We start from the raw sequence: 16,573 nt of genomic DNA on the forward strand, positions 1-16,573 counted from the left end.
TGCTTCGGCAAGCTCAGCATGACGGCCTTTTTATCAGGTTGCCTAGATACAAGTGCTTACTTGATGGCTATCGGCGCTTCCAGGTTTTCCCAGCGCAGCGTCAGGCCCTTGGGCGTCACCTCGTAAGCCAGCCGCTCGGCCGGGGCCGCCGCTTTGCGGGGCGTCACCGTCACGCGCAGGGCGTCCAGCTTCTGGTCGTACTTATAGGCGCCCCACTGCTTGGGCTCTTTGTTAAAGATGACCGTCCACTGCTTTTCGGTCGGAATCACGAAGAAGCTGTACTTGCCGGCCGGCAGGGCCTTGCCCTCCACCGTCACGGGCTTGCTGAATTCCACGGTCGTGGCCTCGTTGGCGCCGGCGCGCCACACCTCGCCGTAGGGCACCAGCCCGCCGTAGATGGCGCGGCCCTTTACCGCCGGGCTGCTGTAGGCAACGGTCACATCGGCCGCGCCAATCTTGCCGGTGGCCGTGGCGGCCGGGCTGGGCTTGGGTTCGCTGGCGGCTGGGGCTTTGGCCGCATCGGTTTGCGCGTAGGCGGCGCTGGATGTCAGCACGGTGGCCAAACCAAAAGCAAGTTGGCGAAACAGTTGGAGGGTTTTCATTAGAAGGAAGAAAAAGGTTGAAGATGAAACGAAGGTTGGCCCCAACGGCCGCGCCCGGAAACCCGGGATGGCCGCGCAAGGTTGTAAGGTCCGCGAAATTACGGTAACGGTTGCTTACGCCGAACCGGCCGGGGCGCCCCGCCGGCCCGCGTCTTGCATTCGGCCGCCGCTTGTTGTACCTTTGCCCCCGAAGTTGGTATTCGCTTTGACCAAGAGGGGACGCATAGTCCCCTCTTTTTTTGCCCCGGTTGTTCCCCCTCCCATGTCCTTCGACCGCACCCTGCTGCTGGAAATGCTCCGCGACGCCATCGGCGACCAGGAGCTGTTCATCGTGGGCCTCACCGTGTCCGATTCGGTGATGCCGAAGGTGACCGTCACCCTCGATGGTCCCGAGGGCCTCGCCATTCAGGCCTGCGCCACCATCAGCCGCCGCCTGGCCCGCCGCATCGACGAGCACTACGGCGAAGAGTCGGCCTACTCGCTCGAAGTGACCAGCCCCGGCGCCGACCAGCCCCTGACCGACCCGCGCCAGTACCCGCGCCATGTGGGCCGCTCCCTGGCCCTGAAGCTGGCCGACGGCACCGAGAAAACCGGCGTCCTCACCGCCGCCACGCCCGAAGGCGTGGAGATTGAAGAAGTTATCAAGCAAAAAACCAAGAAAACAACCCTGCCCGCCGCCTTTTATCCTTTCGGGGACATTCAGGAGGCCAAGGTGGTTATCTCCTTTAAGTAAGCTCTTTAGTTGTCAGTTGCTCGTTGTCAGTTGTCAGTTGCAAAACTGAGAATTGAACGACCTGACAACGAACAACTGACAACTGACAACTAACCAATGAACAGCCACGAACTAATCGAATCCTTCGGCGAATTTGCCCGGAGCAAGAACATTGACCGGCCCACGATGATGAGCATCCTGGACGACGTGTTTCGCACCATGATTCGCAAGAAGTTTGACCAGGACGAGAACTTCGACGTCATCATCAACCCCGACAACGGCGACCTGGAAATCTGGCGCAACCGCGAGATTGTGGACGACAACTCGGAGGACATCTGGGACCACGACAAAATCACCCTCACCGACGCCCAGAAAATCGAGCCCGACTTCGAAGTGGGCGAGTCGGTGGCCGAGGGCGTGAAGCTGGAAGATTTCGGCCGCCGCGCCGTGCTCATGGCCCGCCAGACGCTGATTCAGCGGGTGAAGGACCTGGAGCGCGACAACCTCTACCAGAAATACAAGGACCAGGTCGGCGAAATCGTGACTGGTGAAGTGTACCAGGTGTGGAGCCGTGAGGCCCTCATTATGGACAAGGACGACAACGAGCTGGTGATGCCCAAGGGCGAGCAAATCCCCAAGGACCGGTTCCGCAAGGGCGACACCGTGCGGGCCGTGGTGCACCGCGTAGAAGTCATCAACGGCACGCCGAAAATCATTCTTTCGCGCGCCGCCCCGGCTTTTCTGGAGCGGCTGTTCGAGCTGGAAGTGCCCGAGATTTACGACGGCCTCATCGTCATCAAGAACGTGGTGCGTGAGCCCGGCGAGCGCGCCAAAGTGGCCGTGGAGAGCTACGACGAGCGAATTGACCCCGTGGGCGCCTGCGTGGGCATGAAGGGCAGCCGCATTCACCCGGTGGTGCGCGAACTCGAAAACGAGAACATCGACATCATCAACTACACCGATAATCTGGAACTCTATATTGCGCGGGCACTATCGCCGGCCAAAGTGGGTTCTATGAAAATCAACCAGGAAAACGGCCGGGTCTCGGTGTTCATGAAGCCCGACCAGGTGAGCCTGGCCATCGGCCGCGGCGGGGCCAACATCAAGCTGGCCAGTCGGTTGGTGGGTATGGAAATCGACGTGTTCCGCGAGGCCATCGACTACGAGGAAGACATTTCGCTGGACGAGTTCCAGGACGAAATCGAGCCTTGGGTGCTGGCCGAGCTGAAGAAGATTGGCCTCGACACCGGCCGCGCCGTACTGGCGGTGAAGAAAGACGACATCGTGCGCCGCACGGAGCTCGAAGAAGAAATGGTGGACGATGTGTACCGCATTATCCGCCAGGAATTTGCCGACGACGACGACCTCGACGACAACGCGCTGGAAGCGGCCAAAAGCCGCGTAGCCGCGGGCAAAACCTCGGACGAAGCGGCCGCGCAAGCGGAGGTGGCAACCGAAGAAGCCGCCGTTACGCACGCTTCGGCCACGGAAACGGCGCCGGAGCACACCGCCCTGGCTACGGACCTTGCCGACGCCACGACCGAGGAAGCGGGCGCCAGCTCTCCCGCCGAGCCAGCCCAATGACGGCCGCGCGGCCGGTACGGCAAGGGCAATAAATCGGGCCAGCGGGCGCGGTTTACGCCCTGTTGGCAAGATTTAATGTAATACCTTTGCACCTAGAAGCGTATCGTACGCGAGAACAGATAAATGGCGGAAGCAACCCCGAAACGGCTACAACAGGCGGCCAAAGACCTGAATATTGGAATGGACAGGGTGGTCGAAGCCCTGGCCAAGAAAGGTATACAAGTAGAGAACAAGCCGACCACCAAGCTCACCGGCGAGCAGGTGGCTTCGCTGGAAAAGGAATTTGCCGCCTCTGCCCACGACCGCCAGGAGGCGCAAAAAGTCATTCAGGCCAAGCGTCAGAGCGACCTTGACGCGGCGCCCAGGCCCGCCGCCGTGGTTCCGCGGCCGGTGCCGGCCCCGGCCGCGGTGCCCGCTCCGGCGCCCAAGCCGCTCGTGCCCGCGGCTCCGGTGGCGGCCGCTTCGGTCCCGGCTGCTCCGGTAGCCCCCGCGGCGCCTGTTGCCGCTGCCCCCGCGGCGCCAGCTTTGGCGCCGGTGCCCGCTGCGGAAGCACCCGCTACGCCCGGCCTGAAAGTGTTGGGCAAGATGGAGCTGGACAGCAAAGGCCGCGTGGTGGCTGCCCGTCCCGCGCCCGCTGCCGCCCCGGCCACGCCCGCCGTGCCAGCCCCGGCCGCGCCCAGGGTGGAAGCGCCCGCCCCCGTTGCTACCGCCGCCGCAGCGCCCGCTGCCCCGGCGCCCGCTCCGGTGGCGCCCGTAGTCAAAGCTCCTGGGGCCCCCGCGGCTCCGGTTGCGGCCCCCGCCGCCCCCGCCCCGGTTGCTCCGACCCCGGCCGCGCAAGCTGCCCCACCCGTTGCCCCGACGGTTCCGGTGGCCGCAGTGGAAGGCGAAACCCCCGAAGACACCAGCACCATCGTGGCCAAGTCGGACACGCTCAAGGGCCTGACCGTGCTGGGCAAGATGGATTTGTCATCCATCAACAACGACCGGCGCGGCCCGGGTGGCCGCGGCCCCCGTCCCATTGCATCGTCGGATGTCAGCAAGCGGGGCTTGCCCGCCGGCCCCGGCCAGAAGAAGCGCACGCGCCTGCCGGGCCCTCCCGGCAGCACCACCTCGCCGCCTAACCCCGGCTACCAAGGCAACCGCCCGGCTGGCGCCCCCGGCCAAGGCGGCTACCAAGGCAACCGCCCTGCCGCGGGCCCCGGCCAGCGCCCCGGGGCGCCCGGCCAACGCCCTGGCCAGCCGGCCCCCAAGCCCAATGCGCCCGCCCTCACCCCGGAGCAAGCCGAGAAGCAAATTCAGGAGCAGATTAAGGCCACGCTGGCCAAGCTTGGCGGCAACAAGGGCGGCAACACGCAGAACCGCGCTAAGTACCGCCGCGACAAGCGCAGCATGCTGGCGGAGGACCGCGAGGCCCTGCGCGCGCAGAACGAGCTCGACGCCAAAATCCTCAAGCTCACCGAGTTCATCTCGGCCAATGACTTGGCTTCGCTGATGGACGTGAACGTGAACGAGGTCATTAAGGTGTGCCTGGGCATGGGCATGTTCGTGTCCATCAACCAGCGCCTCGACGCCGAAGCCATTACGGTGATTGCCGACGAGTTTGGCTTCGACGTGGAATTTCTGTCGAAAGAAGAAGAGGAAATCAGCATTGACGCCGGCGACGACGAAGAGGACCTGCGCCACCGCGCCCCGATTGTGACCATTATGGGCCACGTCGACCACGGCAAAACTTCCCTGCTCGACTACATCCGCGACGCGAGCGTGGCCAAGGGCGAGGCCGGCGGCATCACCCAGCACATCGGCGCTTACGAAGTGCGCACCAAATCGGGCCAGCCCATTACGTTCCTGGACACGCCGGGCCACGAAGCCTTTACTGCCATGCGGGCCCGCGGCGCCAAGGTCACGGACATCGCTATCATCGTGGTAGCGGCCGACGACTCGGTGATGCCCCAAACTAAGGAAGCCATCAACCACGCCCAGGCGGCGGGCGTGCCGATTATCATCGCGCTCAACAAGATTGACAAGCCTTCGGCCAACCCCGAGAAAATCCGCGAGGAGCTTTCCCAGATTAACATTCTGGTCGAAGAGTGGGGCGGCAAGTACCAGAGCCAGGAGGTTTCGGCCAAGTCGGGCATTGGCATTGAGGATTTGCTGGAAAAGGTGCTGCTGGAGGCCGAGCTGCTTGACCTCAAAGCCAACCCCGACCGCAACGCCATTGGCACCGTCATCGAAGCGTCATTGGACAAAGGCCGCGGCTACGTGACTACCGTGCTGGTGCAAACCGGCACGCTCAACGTGGGCGACATCATCCTGGCCGGTCCGCACTTCGGCCGCGTGAAGGCCATGACCGACCACCGCGGCAAGAAAATGAAAACCGCGCCGCCCGCCACGCCCGTGCAGGTGCTCGGACTGACCGGCGCCCCGCAGGCCGGCGACCGCATCCAGGTGATGGAGACGGAGCGCGAGGCCCGCGAAACGGCCACCCAGCGCCTGCAACTGGCCCGCGAGCAGACCATTCGGACCAAGAAGCACATCACGCTGGACGAAATTGGCCGCCGCTTGGCCATCGGCTCGTTCAAGGAGCTCAACATCCTGGTGAAGGGCGACGTGGACGGCTCGGTGGAAGCCTTGTCGGACTCCTTGCTCAAGCTCTCGACGCCGGAAGTAAAGGTGAACATCCTCGCCAAAGGGGTGGGCGCCATCTCGGAAAGCGACGTGCTATTGGCTTCGGCCTCCGACGCCATTATCATCGGTTTCCAGGTGCGGCCCTCGCAGAGTGCCCGCAAGCTGGCCGAGCAGGAGCAGATTGACGTGCGCCTTTACAGCATCATTTACAACGCCATCAACGAGGTGAAGGATGCCATGGAAGGCATGTTGGCCCCGACGGTGCAGGAAGTAGTGACGGCCAACGCCGAGGTGCGCATGGTGTTCAACATCACCAAAGTGGGCTCTATTGCCGGCTGCATGGTCACAGAAGGCACCTTCCAGCGTAAAACCCGCGTGCGGGTGGTGCGCGACGGCATCGTGCTGCACACCGGCGAAATCCAGGACCTCAAGCGTTTCAAAGACGACGTGAGCGAGGTGCGCCAAGGCTACGAGTGCGGTATCTCCATCAAGAACTTCAGCGAGTTGCAGGAAGGCGACAACATTGAGGGTTTCGAAGAAAAGGAAATCAAGCGCACCCTCTAGAAATTGCTGGTTAAACATTCAACCAGCAACCCCGAGCCCGGCAAGCAAAAGGCCCCGTCTGCAATGCAGACGGGGCCTTTTGCTTGCCGGGGCAGGCCACGGCCGGGCCGCATGAGGGGTAAGGACTAGAACAACAAGAATTTCTTCTGGCGCGGGTGCTTGTGCACCAAGGGCTTGCCAGCGGGGTTGGAGCCGCCGATGGGGTGGCTCTTGCCGCGCTTCTGCTGGGCGTAGCCGGGCTTGCCGGGCTGGGCCTTGAACTTGCGCACCGTGAAACCGCCGCCGCTGCGGTTGGAGTCGAACTGCCGCTCCGGGGCCCCGTTGCGGCCGCCGAAGCTGGTGTTGCCGGTGCGGGCCTCCAGCAGCTCCAGCTGCTGGTCGCGCTTGATTTCGTCGGGCGACATGGCGGCACGGCGCTGGTTGCGGGCCAACTCTTCGGCGTTGTTGCCGGTGTTGCGGCGCGCGCCGGCTTCGCTGCTGCCCTGCCCGCGCGTGGGGAAGGCGGGGCCCGAGGTCTGGGCGCGGGCAGCGGGAGTGGCGGCCAAACCCAGGCCACTGAGGAGGGCGGCGGTAAGTAAAATTTTCATGTCAGCGGAAAGGAAATGGAGCCGGAGGCAGGGGACTAACGGAGCGTGGCAGCAAGTGGTTCACCGCGGGCGGGCGTTAGCCCCCACGGCAAGCTTTGGCGCCCCTAAGTTCGCAACTTATTTTAAATCCACGCCTTACCTGGCTCTGGCCAAATGACAGCTTGAAGCTAAAAGTAGCGAAACCACGGCGGACTGCTCGGCAAACAGCGGTTTTTTCACGGCGAAAGATTGACGCCGATTAGGCGCGTCCGGCTCGCAGCGAGTCGCGGATTTCCATCAGCAGCTGCTGGTCGGTGGTGGGGGGCGCGGCCACCACCTCCACCGGCGCTTTGACAATGCGGTTGGCCGCCTTCACAATCAGGAAAATGATGAAGGCCAGGATGAGAAAGTCGAGCAGGGCGTTGATGAACAGGCCGATTTTCATGGGCCCAAGCATGATGGTGGAAAAGTCAATCTTGCCCACGGCCAGGCCCACGACGGGCATGATGACATCGTCGGTGAGGGAGCTGACGATTTTGCCGAAAGCCGCGCCGATGATGACGCCGACCGCTAAGTCGAGGACGTTGCCTTTGGAAATGAACTCTTTGAATTCGGAAACAATGCTCATTGTGGGGAAAGGTTAGGGGTTGAAAAAAAGGATTGCTAGCAAATAAAGCTAAGTATTTAAATCAAAAGGGCATCTGGTTATTACCAGGAAAAAGGTCAGCCAACCGCGGGCCCCCACGAAGTTCGCAGGGGCCGGGCCGGGCCCGCGGGCGGCCAACCCGGACGTTGGCCCGCCCGGTGCCGGCAGGCCCGTGCCCTATCTTTGGCCGCGCCAAACCATTTGATTTCCGCTTCTGCAATGTCCGCTACCTACGAAAACCTGCTGTACGAACTGGACGCTGCCAGCGGCATCCTGACGATTACTCTCAACCGTCCCACCAAGCTCAACGCCCTGAACGCGGCCACGATTGCCGATATTGATGCCGCCGTGCAGCGGGCCCTGGATGAGCCCGGAGTGCGCGGCATCATTTTCACGGGCAGCGGCGAAAAGGCTTTCGTGGCCGGGGCCGACATTGCCGAGCTGGCCGCCCTCACGCCCGCGCAGGCCGCCCGCGCCGCCGAGTACGGGCAGGAAGTGTTTGCCCGGATTGAGGAGAGCACCAAGCCGGTGGTGGCCGCCGTGAACGGCTTTGCGCTGGGCGGGGGCTGCGAACTGGCCATGGCCTGCCACCTGCGCGTGGCGGCGGACAACGCCCGGTTTGGCCAGCCGGAGGTGAACCTCGGGCTGCTGCCGGGCTACGGCGGTACCCAGCGCCTGCCCCAGCTCGTGGGCAAGGGCAAGGCCCTGGAGCTGCTGCTGACGGCCGACGCCGTGAAAGCCGACGAGGCGCTGCGCCTGGGCCTGGCGAACCACGTGGTGCCGCTGGCCGAGCTGCTGCCGTTCTGCCGCCAGCTGCTCGCCAAAATCATCGGCAAGGCGCCCCTGGCCGTGGGCCTGGTGCTGGAATGCGTGAATGCCCACTACGCGAAGGACCTGGACGGCTACGAAGCCGAAGCACAGGCCTTTGGAAAGGTGTTTGAGAGCGACGACTTTAAGGAAGGCACGGCGGCGTTTGTGGAGAAACGGCCGGCCGTGTTCACGGGGAAGTAGAGAATTAAAAATTGAGAATTAAAAATTAAAAATGGGTGGAAGGTCATCCCGGGTCCAGCGGAGGGCATCTTTTAATTTTTAATCATTCATTTTTAATTCGTTTCGAATGAGCGTAGTTAAAAAATTAGCGTCGCAGACCGCCGTGTATGGCGTCAGCAGCATCGTGGGCCGGGTGCTCACCTACCTGCTGGTGCCGTTTTATACGCACGCGTTTGCGGCGGCGGAGTTTGGCGTGGTCACGGGGCTGTACGCCTACGTTTCGTTTCTAAACGTGGTGTTCACCTACGGCATGGAAACCACGTTTTTTCGCTTCGCGAACCAGCCCGGGGCCGACCGGCGCGAGCTGTACGACCGGGTGATGAGCCTGTTGGTGGTGAGCACCGCCGGGCTGACGGCCGCGCTGATGCTGCTGGCCCGGCCCATGCTCAGCCTGCTGGAGATTCCGCCTGGCCGCGAGCGGTACGCCGTGTGGGTGGCCTTGATTCTGGGCCTCGACGCCCTGGCGGCCATTCCGTTTGCCCGGCTGCGGCTCGAAAACCAGGCCCGCAAGTTCGCGGCCCTCAAGCTGGGTGGTATTTTGGTGAACGTCGCGCTGAACCTGTTTTTCATCGTGCTGTGCCCCGTCGTGGCCAGCGGCACCGCCCTGCCGGCGCTGCGGCCGTTGGTCGCGGCCGTGTACGACCCGACGCTGGGCGTGGGCTACGTGTTCCTGGCCAATCTAGTAGCCAGCGCGGCCACGCTGCTACTGCTGGGACGCGAGGTGCTGGACTTCCGCTTCCGCTTCCGCCTGGCGCCGCTGCGGCCGCTGTTGCAATACGCATACCCGCTGATGCTGATGGGGCTGGCGGGCATGGTGAACGAGACGCTCAACCGCATTCTGCTGCCCAAGTGGCTGCCCGACAACTTTTACCCCGGCCAGAGCAGCCTCACAGCGGTGGGCATCTTCGGAGCCTGCTACCGGCTGAGCATCTTTATGACCCTGGTTATTCAGGCTTTTCGCTACGCGGCCGAGCCATTCTTCTTTGCCCAAAGCACGGAGAGGAACTCGCCGGCCACGTTTGCCCTGATTATGAAGTGGTTTACGCTGTGCTGCGTGGTGATTTTTGTCGGGGTCAGCCTCAACCTGGAAGACTTCGGGCTGCTGTTTCTGAAGCGTGCCGAGTACCGGCAGGGGCTGGTGGTGGTGCCCATTTTGTTGCTGGCCAACCTGTTTTTGGGCGTGTACTACAACCTGTCGGTGTGGTTCAAGCTCACCGATAAAACCTACTACGGCACCTACATTGGGGGGGGCGGGGCGGTGCTGACCATCGCGCTCAACTTTCTGCTGATTCCGGTGCTGGGCTACGTGGGCTGCGCCCTGGCCACGCTGGTGTGCTACTTCACCATGGCCGTGCTGTGCTGGCGGCTGGGCGAGCGGCACTTCCCGGTGCCCTACCCGGCGCGGCGGCTGGGGCTGTGGCTGCTCGGCGCCTCGGCGCTGGTGGCCCTGGGCTGGGGCGTGGAAGTGGCCGACTGGTGGGCCCGCCACGCCTGGCACGCGGGGCTCACGGCGGCGTTTCTAGGGGCGCTGTATTTGGTGGAGCGGCCCCGCCGGGCGATGACTTAGGGGCACTACTTTTTCGTCCGTATTAGGGCATCAGAAAACAGCTTTTGGGGATGTTACGAAACCGCTGACGCCGGGCGCAGCCGCTTGCTTGCCAAAGGCTAAAGCCGTTCGCGTTAGCCATGCCCTATGCTGTTTTGCCGGGGCGCGCACCCAGCCAATCGGGTTGGCCTGGCCGCTGAGAGGACCGGCGCACGGATTGCGCCTCGCTTGGCAACTGTTCAGACCGCACGTCTCGTCGGAATAACTGTTTACGGGCGCGCCGGCTGCCCGGCCGGCCGCGGCGGGCCACAGGGCCCAGCCCAAGAGCCCCCAGAAAAACAGCGGCAGCAGCAGGTACGACCGGGCCGGTGAGTAGTCGGCGGCGATAAAGTCGTCGCGGGTGGGCTCGTAGCGCACGGCCAGGCGGGCGCCGGCGCTGTCCCGCAGGCGGGCGTAGTCGGCTTCTTCGATGGCCACCTCGCGCTCCCGGCCCCCGTGCCGGAAGGTAGCGGTGTAAGTGTAGGTGTGGAAGTTGTAGCTCTGGGTGGTCTGGCGGTCGGCGTGTTCCTCGGCGCGGAGCACGGCCACCGTCAGGGGCTGGCCGTCGCGTTGCAGGGCCGCGGCGTAGCGGTAGTACTGCGCGGCGTCGTAGGTGAAAAACACGGCCCCCGCGCCCAGCACGACGGCCCCCACCGGCCGGGCCAGGGCCGAAAGCCAGCCCAGGCCGGGGAGGGCGGCCAGCAGCCCGCTGCCCACGAAAAACAGCGCCCCTGCCGCGAGCACAAAGAGCAGCAGCGCCCGCGTCTCGGGGGAGAAATCGGGCAGGGCCGACCAATTGATGAGCCGCGACACGCCCGGGTTGCGGCGGGCAAGCGGGGCCGCCCGCAGCTGCCCGAACACGTCCAGCCCCGGGTGGTAGCGCAGGGCCAGCTGGTCGCCGGCCGCCAGCCAGCGCGTGGGCGACACGCAGCGCACCTCGTAGGGCCGGCCCTGGTGTTGGAAGCCGACGTAGACGAAGTTGCCCAGCGCGTCCCACACCTGCCGGGGGTGGCGGTCGGTGCGCGCCAATTGCACCGTCACGTGCTGGCCCTCGGCGGCGAGCTGGGCGCGGAGGCGTTCTTCCTGGTAGAAGTGCCAGGCGGCCAGCGTGGCCGCGCCCAGCAGCGCGGCCACGAGGATAGTGGCGAGCGAGGAGTAGAGGCGGCTCAGCAGGCGGGAGAGGTTCGAGGGCATGGCAAGACGTGAGCGTTGGAGAGGATAAGCAGGGGCGAATGGTCACGGGGGCTGCTGGGGGCCGGACTACCGCTGTGCCTGGGCGCCCTGGGCCACGGGGGCCTCGCCCAGCAGGCGGGCCACCTGGGCTTGCAGGCGAAGCAGCGCGGCGTGGTCGGCCGCGGCCGGCGCCGTCTGGGCTTGCAGGGCCGCTACCTGAGCCTTCAATGCCTTAAGCTGGGCCTGCTGCTCCTGCACGGCGCGCACCAGCGGCACCACAAACTGAGCGTAGGCCAGCGAGTAGTGGTCGCGCGGGTTGGCCGGGGCGTGCACGCCGTCGAAGGCGTAGCCCACGGCGCGGGCGGCGGCTTCCACGTCCTGGGCCAGGAAGCCGGACTGCACGGGAGCCGCGGAGTCGGGCATGCCGCCGGGCAGCGCGCCGGTGCGCTCAAAGGCCGCCAGCTTGGCCGTGTCGAAGCGGTAGGTGACGGGGCGCAGGCGCTGGATGAAGGCCAGGCCCGGCACGGCGGGCCGCACGTCGTACTTGAAGCGCGCGTCGGAGGGGCTGGAGAAGCCCACCGCGCCCTCGATGACGGTGATGGCCCCGTTGCCAAGGCGGATTTTGTTGTTCGCGTTCACCCGGGCGAAATGCCCAAGGGCCCCGGTGTTGTTCAGGTTGCCCGTGCTGGGGCCGGCCCCGTAGCCAAAGGCCCAGTTGTCGCTGCCTGTCGTGTTGTTCTCGCCACTTTGGTAGCCGTTGAACTGGTTGCCCGAGCCCATCGTGTTGTTGGTGGCGCTTTGGTAGCCGCTGAACTGGTTCTGGCCGCCCGTCGTGTTGTTCTGGCCGCTTTGGTAGCCGCTGAACAGGTTGCTCGAGCCCGTCGTGTTGCGCAGGCCGCTCTGGTAGCCGCTGAACTGGTTCCGGCTGCCTGTGGTGTTGCCAAAGCCGCTGCCGTTGCCGCTGAACTGGTTTTCGCCGCCGATGGTGTTGGCTGCTCCGCTCTGGTAGCCGCTGAACTGGTTGGCGGTGCCGGTCGTGTTGTTAGAACCGCTCTGGTAGCCCACGAACAGGTTACGCTCGCCCGTGGTGTTGCTCAGGCCGCTCTCGAAGCCGCTGAATTGGTTGCGGATGCCGGTGGTGTTACGCAGCCCGCTCTGAAAGCCGCTGAACTGGTTGTCGGTGCCGGTGGTGTTGCGCTGGCCGCTCTGAAAGCCACAAAACTGGTTGAAGATGCCCGTGGTGTTGGCCGCCCCGCTCTGGTAGCCCACGAACTGGTTATAGATGCCCGTGGTGTTAGCCGCCCCGCTCTGGTAGCCCACGAACAGATTGTTTTCGCCCGTGGTGTTGCTCAGCCCGCTGGCGTAGCCGCTGAACTGGTTGCGGCTGCCAGTGGTATTGCTCAGCCCGCTTTGAAAGCCGCTGAACTGGTTTTCGGTGCCCGTCGTGTTGTCGCGGCCGGCCTGCACGCCCACGAACTGGTTGTAGCTGCCCGTCGTGTTGGCCGCCCCGCTGGAGGTGCCGGTAAATAAGTTGTTGCTGCCCGTTGTGTTCACGGCCCCGGCCTGGGCGCCCACGAACAGGTTCTGAAAACCCTCCGTGTTGGCCTGCCCGGCCCGGTTGCCCTCGAAATGGTTGAGGTAGCCCGTGGTGTTAGCGGCCCCGGCCCGGTAGCCCACGAAGTGGTTGTCGGTGCCGGTGGTGTTGGCCGCCCCGGCCTGGTAGCCCACGAAATGGTTGGCAATGCCCTCACCCGTGCCCACGTTGGCCGCGGTGGCCGCCCCGGCCTGATAACCGGCGAAGAAGTTGTTGCCAACCGTATTCTGGGCCAGGTTCAGGCCGCCGTCGGCGCGCACGCCCAGGCCCACGGCCGCGCCCACGCTGGCCCCGGCGCCGGTTAAGGCGTTGGCTTGCAGGTTCAGGTTGGTTGTGGCCACGCCGTTGCCCAGGTTGTCGGCTCCGCCGCCGGCCGGGTTGAGGAACACCCACGCGGCCGGGCTGCCGCCGAAGTACCAGAAGCCCGTGCCGGTCCCACCGCCAGGGGTGCCGTCGGTCTGGTACACCATCAGGCCTTGGGGCGGGGCAGCAATGGCCGCGCGCTGGGCGGCCGTCAGGCGCGGGACGAGCAGGCCCTTGTCGGTGGCCCGGATGTCGAGCGCGGCCTTGGCATCGGGCGTGGCCGTGCCGATGCCCACGCTCTGGGCGCGGGCAGTGGGGCGGGCCAGGAGCAGCGCCGCAAATAAGAGCAGACAGGCAACAAGGGTTTTCATGGACGCGGAAACGTAAAGTGGCGAACGGAAACGGGCCGCGGGCACGGCCGTTGGACGGTTGGCTAGCGGCCGGCCCTGGCCTGGGCGCCGGCCGCCTCCAGCGCCCGCAGGCGCTGGGCGAAGCCGGCGGCCTGGGCCTCGGCGGCGGCCCGGTCCTGGCGCCGCTGCTGGCGCAGGGCGTCGTTTTCGGCTTTCAGCTCCTTAATGGCCTCGATGAGGACGGGGGCGAGCTGGGCGTAGTTGACGGCTTTATAGCCCTGCTCATCGGTGCTCACCAGCTCGGGGTACACCTGCTCCACCTCCTGGGCCAGCAGGCCGAGCTGCTCGCCGGCCGGCAGCTTCCGGTCCTTGAACTCGGCTTGGCGGAAGGTGTAGCGCACCCCGCGCAGGCGCCCCACCCCGGCCAGGGCCCCGGCCAGCGGGCGAATACCCTGCTTGAGGCGGGCGTCGGAAGTTTGCACCAGCAGGTAGCAGCGGATGTTGCCGTTCACGTCGAGCGTGTAGGTCGGGGCAGTCGTGCCGATGCCCACGTTCACGCCGTAGGAGCCGGTGCCGCCCAGTACGATGCTGTTGTTCCGGCTCACGCGGGCCTCGTAGCCCAGGGCCCCGGTGTTGGTCAGGTTGCTGGCGTTGGGCCCGGCGTTGGTGCCAAAGGCCCAGTTGTCGCTGCCCGTCGCGTTGAAAACGCCGCTGCCTTCGCCCACGAAGAGGTTGTGCCGGCCCGTGGTGTTATTGGCACCGCTGGAGTACCCGAAGAACTGGTTGAAGTCGCCCATGGTGTTGGCACGGCCGCTCTGGTACCCGACAAACGTGTTGTAGTTGCCCGTCGTGGTGGCATAGCCGCTTTGGTAGCCGCTGAACGTGTTGTTGCCACCCGTCGCATTAGTATAGCCGCTCTGGTACCCACTGAATGTATTGGCGCTGCCCCTGGTATTGGCGTAGCCGGTTTGGTAGCCATTAAACGTGTTGTTGATGCCCGTCGTGTTGGCGTAGCCGCTGCGGTACCCACCGAACGTGTTGTAGCCGCCCGTCGTGGTGGCCTGGCCCGCCTGGTAGCCCATAAACTGGTTGTACGCCCCCGGGTCGACGCCGTTATCGGGGTCGCCCACGATGGACTGGCCGGTTTGGTAGCCAAGGAAGAAGTTGTTGCCGGCCGTGTTCTGGCCCAGGTTCAGGCCGCCGTCAGCCCGCACGCCCAGGCCCACGGCCGCGCCCAAGTCGGCCCCGGCGCCCACCAGAGCGTTGCTTTGCAGGTTCAGGGCCGTGGTGGCCGTGTGGTTGCCCAGGTTGTCGGCCCCGCCGCCGGCCGGGTTGATAAATACCCACACGGCGGGCGCGCCACCAAAATACCAGAAGCCGGTGCTGGGGCCGCCGCCGGCCGAGCCGTCGGTCTGGTACACCAGCAGGCCCTGGGGCGGGGCGGCAATGGCCGCGCGCTGGGCGGCCGTCAGGCGGGGCACGAGCAGGCCCTTGTCGGTGGCCCGGATGTCGAGTGCCGCCGCCGCGTCGGGCGTGGCCGTGCCGATGCCCACCTGGGCACGAGCGGCTACGGGGGCGGCCAGCAGCAGGGCCAACCCCGCTAGCCGGGTCCAAAATAGGAAATTGGTTTTCACAGCTGTGTATTGTAATGATGAGGAATGAAAGGATAAAGAGGGTGGCCGACCAGGTCGCGTCTCACTCGCGCACCAGCTTGAGGCGCGCCTGCCGGGGCCCCTGGGTCACGCGCAGCAGGTACACGCCGGGCGCCAGCCGGCCGGCGGCCTCCAGCGGCACGTCGTTGGCGCCGGCCAGCAGCGCCGTGCGCTGGCCCAGCAGTCGGCGGCCCACTCCATCGGTTACCGTCAGCTCGGCCGGGCCCGCGGTGCCCGTCGTGATGCGCAGCCGGGTGCCGGCATTGCCCACGGGGTTGGGCGCGGCCGTGGCGGCGAAGCTGGCCGCCGTCACGGCCACCGCCGCCACGGGGGAGTAAGCGGCCGGGCCGTCGCGGTCTACCTGCCGCAGGCGGTAGTACACCACCGGCGCGCCGTAGCCCAGCAGGGCCGGGTCGAGCAGCTCGTAGTCGGTGGGCGCGGTGGCCGTGCCCCGGCCCGCCACGCGGGCAAACTGGCGGAAGGCCCGCCCGTCGAGGCTCGCCTCCACCCCGAAGTACTCGTTGTTCTGTTCGCTGGCCGTGCGCCAGCGCAGGCGGGCGGCATCGCCCTGGCGCACCGCCGCGAAGGCCACCAGCTCCACGGGCAGGGGCGCCGCGCTGGTGCTGACCGTGAACTGGTCGAGAGCGCCGCTCACGGCCCGGGCCAGCGTGCGGCTGCTGGCGTCGGCCACGGGCCCTACCGCCAGCCAGCCGGCGCCGTTGCGGCGCCAGAGCTGGGCGGCGGTGAAGTCGGTCAGGCCGTTGTCGCTGGCCGCCAGCCAGGTCAGCTCCAAGGTGACGGCGGTGATGGGCTGGATGGCCGGCAGCACCCGCCACACCTGGTCGATGCTTTTTTTGGTAGGGTCCAGCGGGTTCACCCCGAAGCTCACGTTGGCGAGCTGCAGGCCGGCGGTGCGCAGCACGGCCACGTTGCCCAAGGCGTTGCCGCCGGGGTTGAGGCGGGCGCCGTTGCCAAAGTCCACGAAGCCGGTTCCGGCCACGGCGTCGCGCTCGGCGCGCAGGTGGCCGGCCACGTAGCGGGTGGCGGTTTCGCCGAGCAGGGCCGCGCCGTTGGGTAGGGTCAGGGTGGCGGCCGGGGCCGTGCGCACCATCCCGGCGGCGAGGGTTAGCTGGTGGGTCACGGTCAGGTTGGAGGCCACGGCCACGGCGGGCGGCGCGGCCGGGTTGTCCACGGTCAGGTCGTAAAGGGTGGCCCCGCCCAGGTCGAGGGTTTGGGCGGCGGGGCCCACGAGTAGCACCGCGCCGGTGCCGGGCACGAGCGTGCCGGCATTCACGAAGTTGCCGCCCACGCGCAGCTGGCCGCCGGGGCCCAGGCTGAGGGTGCTGCCGGCCTTGTTGGTCAGGCTGCCGGGCACGGCCAGCACGGCCCCGTTGGTGAGGGCAATGGTGCCGCCGTCGTTGGTGACGTCCTGGGCCGCCACGGGCCGCCCGGCCGCTGTCAAAAGCAGCAAAAATGGGAAGAGGGGTTTCATGGCGATTAGCAAATTCGTCGCGTGAAAAAGAAGGGAAGGTGGAATGGCGAGCGGGCGCCGGACGCAGTCGAAACC

At 65.9% G+C, this 16,573-nt stretch carries 11 protein-coding genes and 1 pseudogene; 5 read left to right on the top strand and 7 right to left on the bottom strand.

Annotated elements, in window-relative coordinates:
* Positions 1-56: 56 nt before the first annotated feature.
* Positions 57-602 carry a DUF2911 domain-containing protein gene (locus RMO51_RS00975; RefSeq protein ID WP_310391198.1) on the bottom strand — a complete coding sequence of 182 codons (546 nt, stop codon included), beginning with the start codon at positions 600-602 and terminating at the stop codon, positions 57-59.
* Between the two features lie 262 nt (positions 603-864).
* Here RMO51_RS00975 and rimP point away from each other — a divergent pair, with 262 nt between their 5' ends.
* From rimP to infB, 3 genes and pseudogenes are all read left to right on the top strand, one after another.
* On the top strand, positions 865-1,335 hold the full coding sequence (gene rimP / locus RMO51_RS00980; RefSeq protein ID WP_310391200.1) for a ribosome maturation factor: 471 nt from the start codon (positions 865-867) through the stop codon (positions 1,333-1,335).
* 96 nt (positions 1,336-1,431) lie between these two features.
* A pseudogene (gene nusA / locus RMO51_RS00985) lies at positions 1,432-2,664 on the top strand (transcription termination factor NusA); the annotation flags it as partial.
* A gap of 357 nt (positions 2,665-3,021) precedes the next feature.
* A complete protein-coding gene (gene infB, locus RMO51_RS00990) occupies positions 3,022-6,087 on the top strand; it encodes a translation initiation factor IF-2 (protein ID WP_310391201.1) in 3,066 nt (1,021 codons plus the stop codon).
* 125 nt (positions 6,088-6,212) lie between these two features.
* Here infB and RMO51_RS00995 read toward each other — a convergent pair whose 3' ends face one another.
* Both RMO51_RS00995 and mscL read right to left on the bottom strand, forming a co-directional pair.
* The gene (locus RMO51_RS00995) at positions 6,213-6,674 is read right to left on the bottom strand and encodes a hypothetical protein (RefSeq protein ID WP_310391203.1); all 462 of its coding nucleotides are present in this window, start codon (positions 6,672-6,674) and stop codon (positions 6,213-6,215) included.
* A 238-nt stretch (positions 6,675-6,912) separates the two neighbouring features.
* A complete protein-coding gene (gene mscL, locus RMO51_RS01000; protein ID WP_310391205.1) occupies positions 6,913-7,281 on the bottom strand; it encodes a large conductance mechanosensitive channel protein MscL in 369 nt (122 codons plus the stop codon).
* A gap of 237 nt (positions 7,282-7,518) precedes the next feature.
* Between mscL and RMO51_RS01005 the strand changes: the two genes are divergently transcribed.
* Positions 7,519-8,310 (top strand): enoyl-CoA hydratase-related protein, encoded by a 792-nt coding sequence (locus tag RMO51_RS01005; RefSeq protein ID WP_310391206.1) that lies wholly within the window; start codon positions 7,519-7,521, stop codon positions 8,308-8,310.
* A gap of 106 nt (positions 8,311-8,416) precedes the next feature.
* On the top strand, positions 8,417-9,916 hold the full coding sequence (locus RMO51_RS01010; protein WP_310391207.1) for a polysaccharide biosynthesis C-terminal domain-containing protein: 1,500 nt from the start codon (positions 8,417-8,419) through the stop codon (positions 9,914-9,916).
* Positions 9,917-9,946: 30 nt separating this feature from the next.
* Here the strand turns inward: RMO51_RS01010 and RMO51_RS01015 are convergent, their stop codons facing one another.
* The 4 genes from RMO51_RS01015 to RMO51_RS01030 form a co-directional block, all read right to left on the bottom strand.
* The gene (locus RMO51_RS01015; protein ID WP_310391208.1) at positions 9,947-11,128 is read right to left on the bottom strand and encodes a hypothetical protein; all 1,182 of its coding nucleotides are present in this window, start codon (positions 11,126-11,128) and stop codon (positions 9,947-9,949) included.
* A 66-nt stretch (positions 11,129-11,194) separates the two neighbouring features.
* A complete protein-coding gene (locus RMO51_RS01020; protein ID WP_310391209.1) occupies positions 11,195-13,375 on the bottom strand; it encodes a tail fiber domain-containing protein in 2,181 nt (726 codons plus the stop codon).
* A gap of 62 nt (positions 13,376-13,437) precedes the next feature.
* Positions 13,438-14,988, bottom strand: coding sequence for a tail fiber domain-containing protein (locus tag RMO51_RS01025; protein ID WP_310391211.1), 1,551 nt, complete (start codon positions 14,986-14,988; stop codon positions 13,438-13,440).
* 61 nt (positions 14,989-15,049) lie between these two features.
* Positions 15,050-16,498, bottom strand: coding sequence for a T9SS type A sorting domain-containing protein (locus RMO51_RS01030; protein ID WP_310391212.1), 1,449 nt, complete (start codon positions 16,496-16,498; stop codon positions 15,050-15,052).
* Positions 16,499-16,573: the final 75 nt, after the last annotated feature.

Origin of the sequence: Hymenobacter sp. (assembly GCF_031398885.1) — a bacterium.
GTDB lineage: Bacteria > Bacteroidota > Bacteroidia > Cytophagales > Hymenobacteraceae > Hymenobacter.

Excerpts from the sequence above, each read along its gene's own strand:
- RMO51_RS00975 (WP_310391198.1), bottom strand. The coding sequence starts at position 602 with ATGAAAACCCTCCAACTGTTTCGCCAACTTGCTTTTGGTTTGGCCACC.
- RMO51_RS00995 (WP_310391203.1), bottom strand. The coding sequence starts at position 6,674 with ATGAAAATTTTACTTACCGCCGCCCTCCTCAGTGGCCTGGGTTTGGCC.
- RMO51_RS01030 (WP_310391212.1), bottom strand. The coding sequence starts at position 16,498 with ATGAAACCCCTCTTCCCATTTTTGCTGCTTTTGACAGCGGCCGGGCGG.
- RMO51_RS01010 (WP_310391207.1), top strand. The coding sequence starts at position 8,417 with ATGAGCGTAGTTAAAAAATTAGCGTCGCAGACCGCCGTGTATGGCGTC.
- infB (WP_310391201.1), top strand. The coding sequence starts at position 3,022 with ATGGCGGAAGCAACCCCGAAACGGCTACAACAGGCGGCCAAAGACCTG.
- mscL (WP_310391205.1), bottom strand. The coding sequence starts at position 7,281 with ATGAGCATTGTTTCCGAATTCAAAGAGTTCATTTCCAAAGGCAACGTC.
- rimP (WP_310391200.1), top strand. The coding sequence starts at position 865 with ATGTCCTTCGACCGCACCCTGCTGCTGGAAATGCTCCGCGACGCCATC.
- RMO51_RS01015 (WP_310391208.1), bottom strand. The coding sequence starts at position 11,128 with ATGCCCTCGAACCTCTCCCGCCTGCTGAGCCGCCTCTACTCCTCGCTC.
- RMO51_RS01005 (WP_310391206.1), top strand. The coding sequence starts at position 7,519 with ATGTCCGCTACCTACGAAAACCTGCTGTACGAACTGGACGCTGCCAGC.
- RMO51_RS01020 (WP_310391209.1), bottom strand. The coding sequence starts at position 13,375 with ATGAAAACCCTTGTTGCCTGTCTGCTCTTATTTGCGGCGCTGCTCCTG.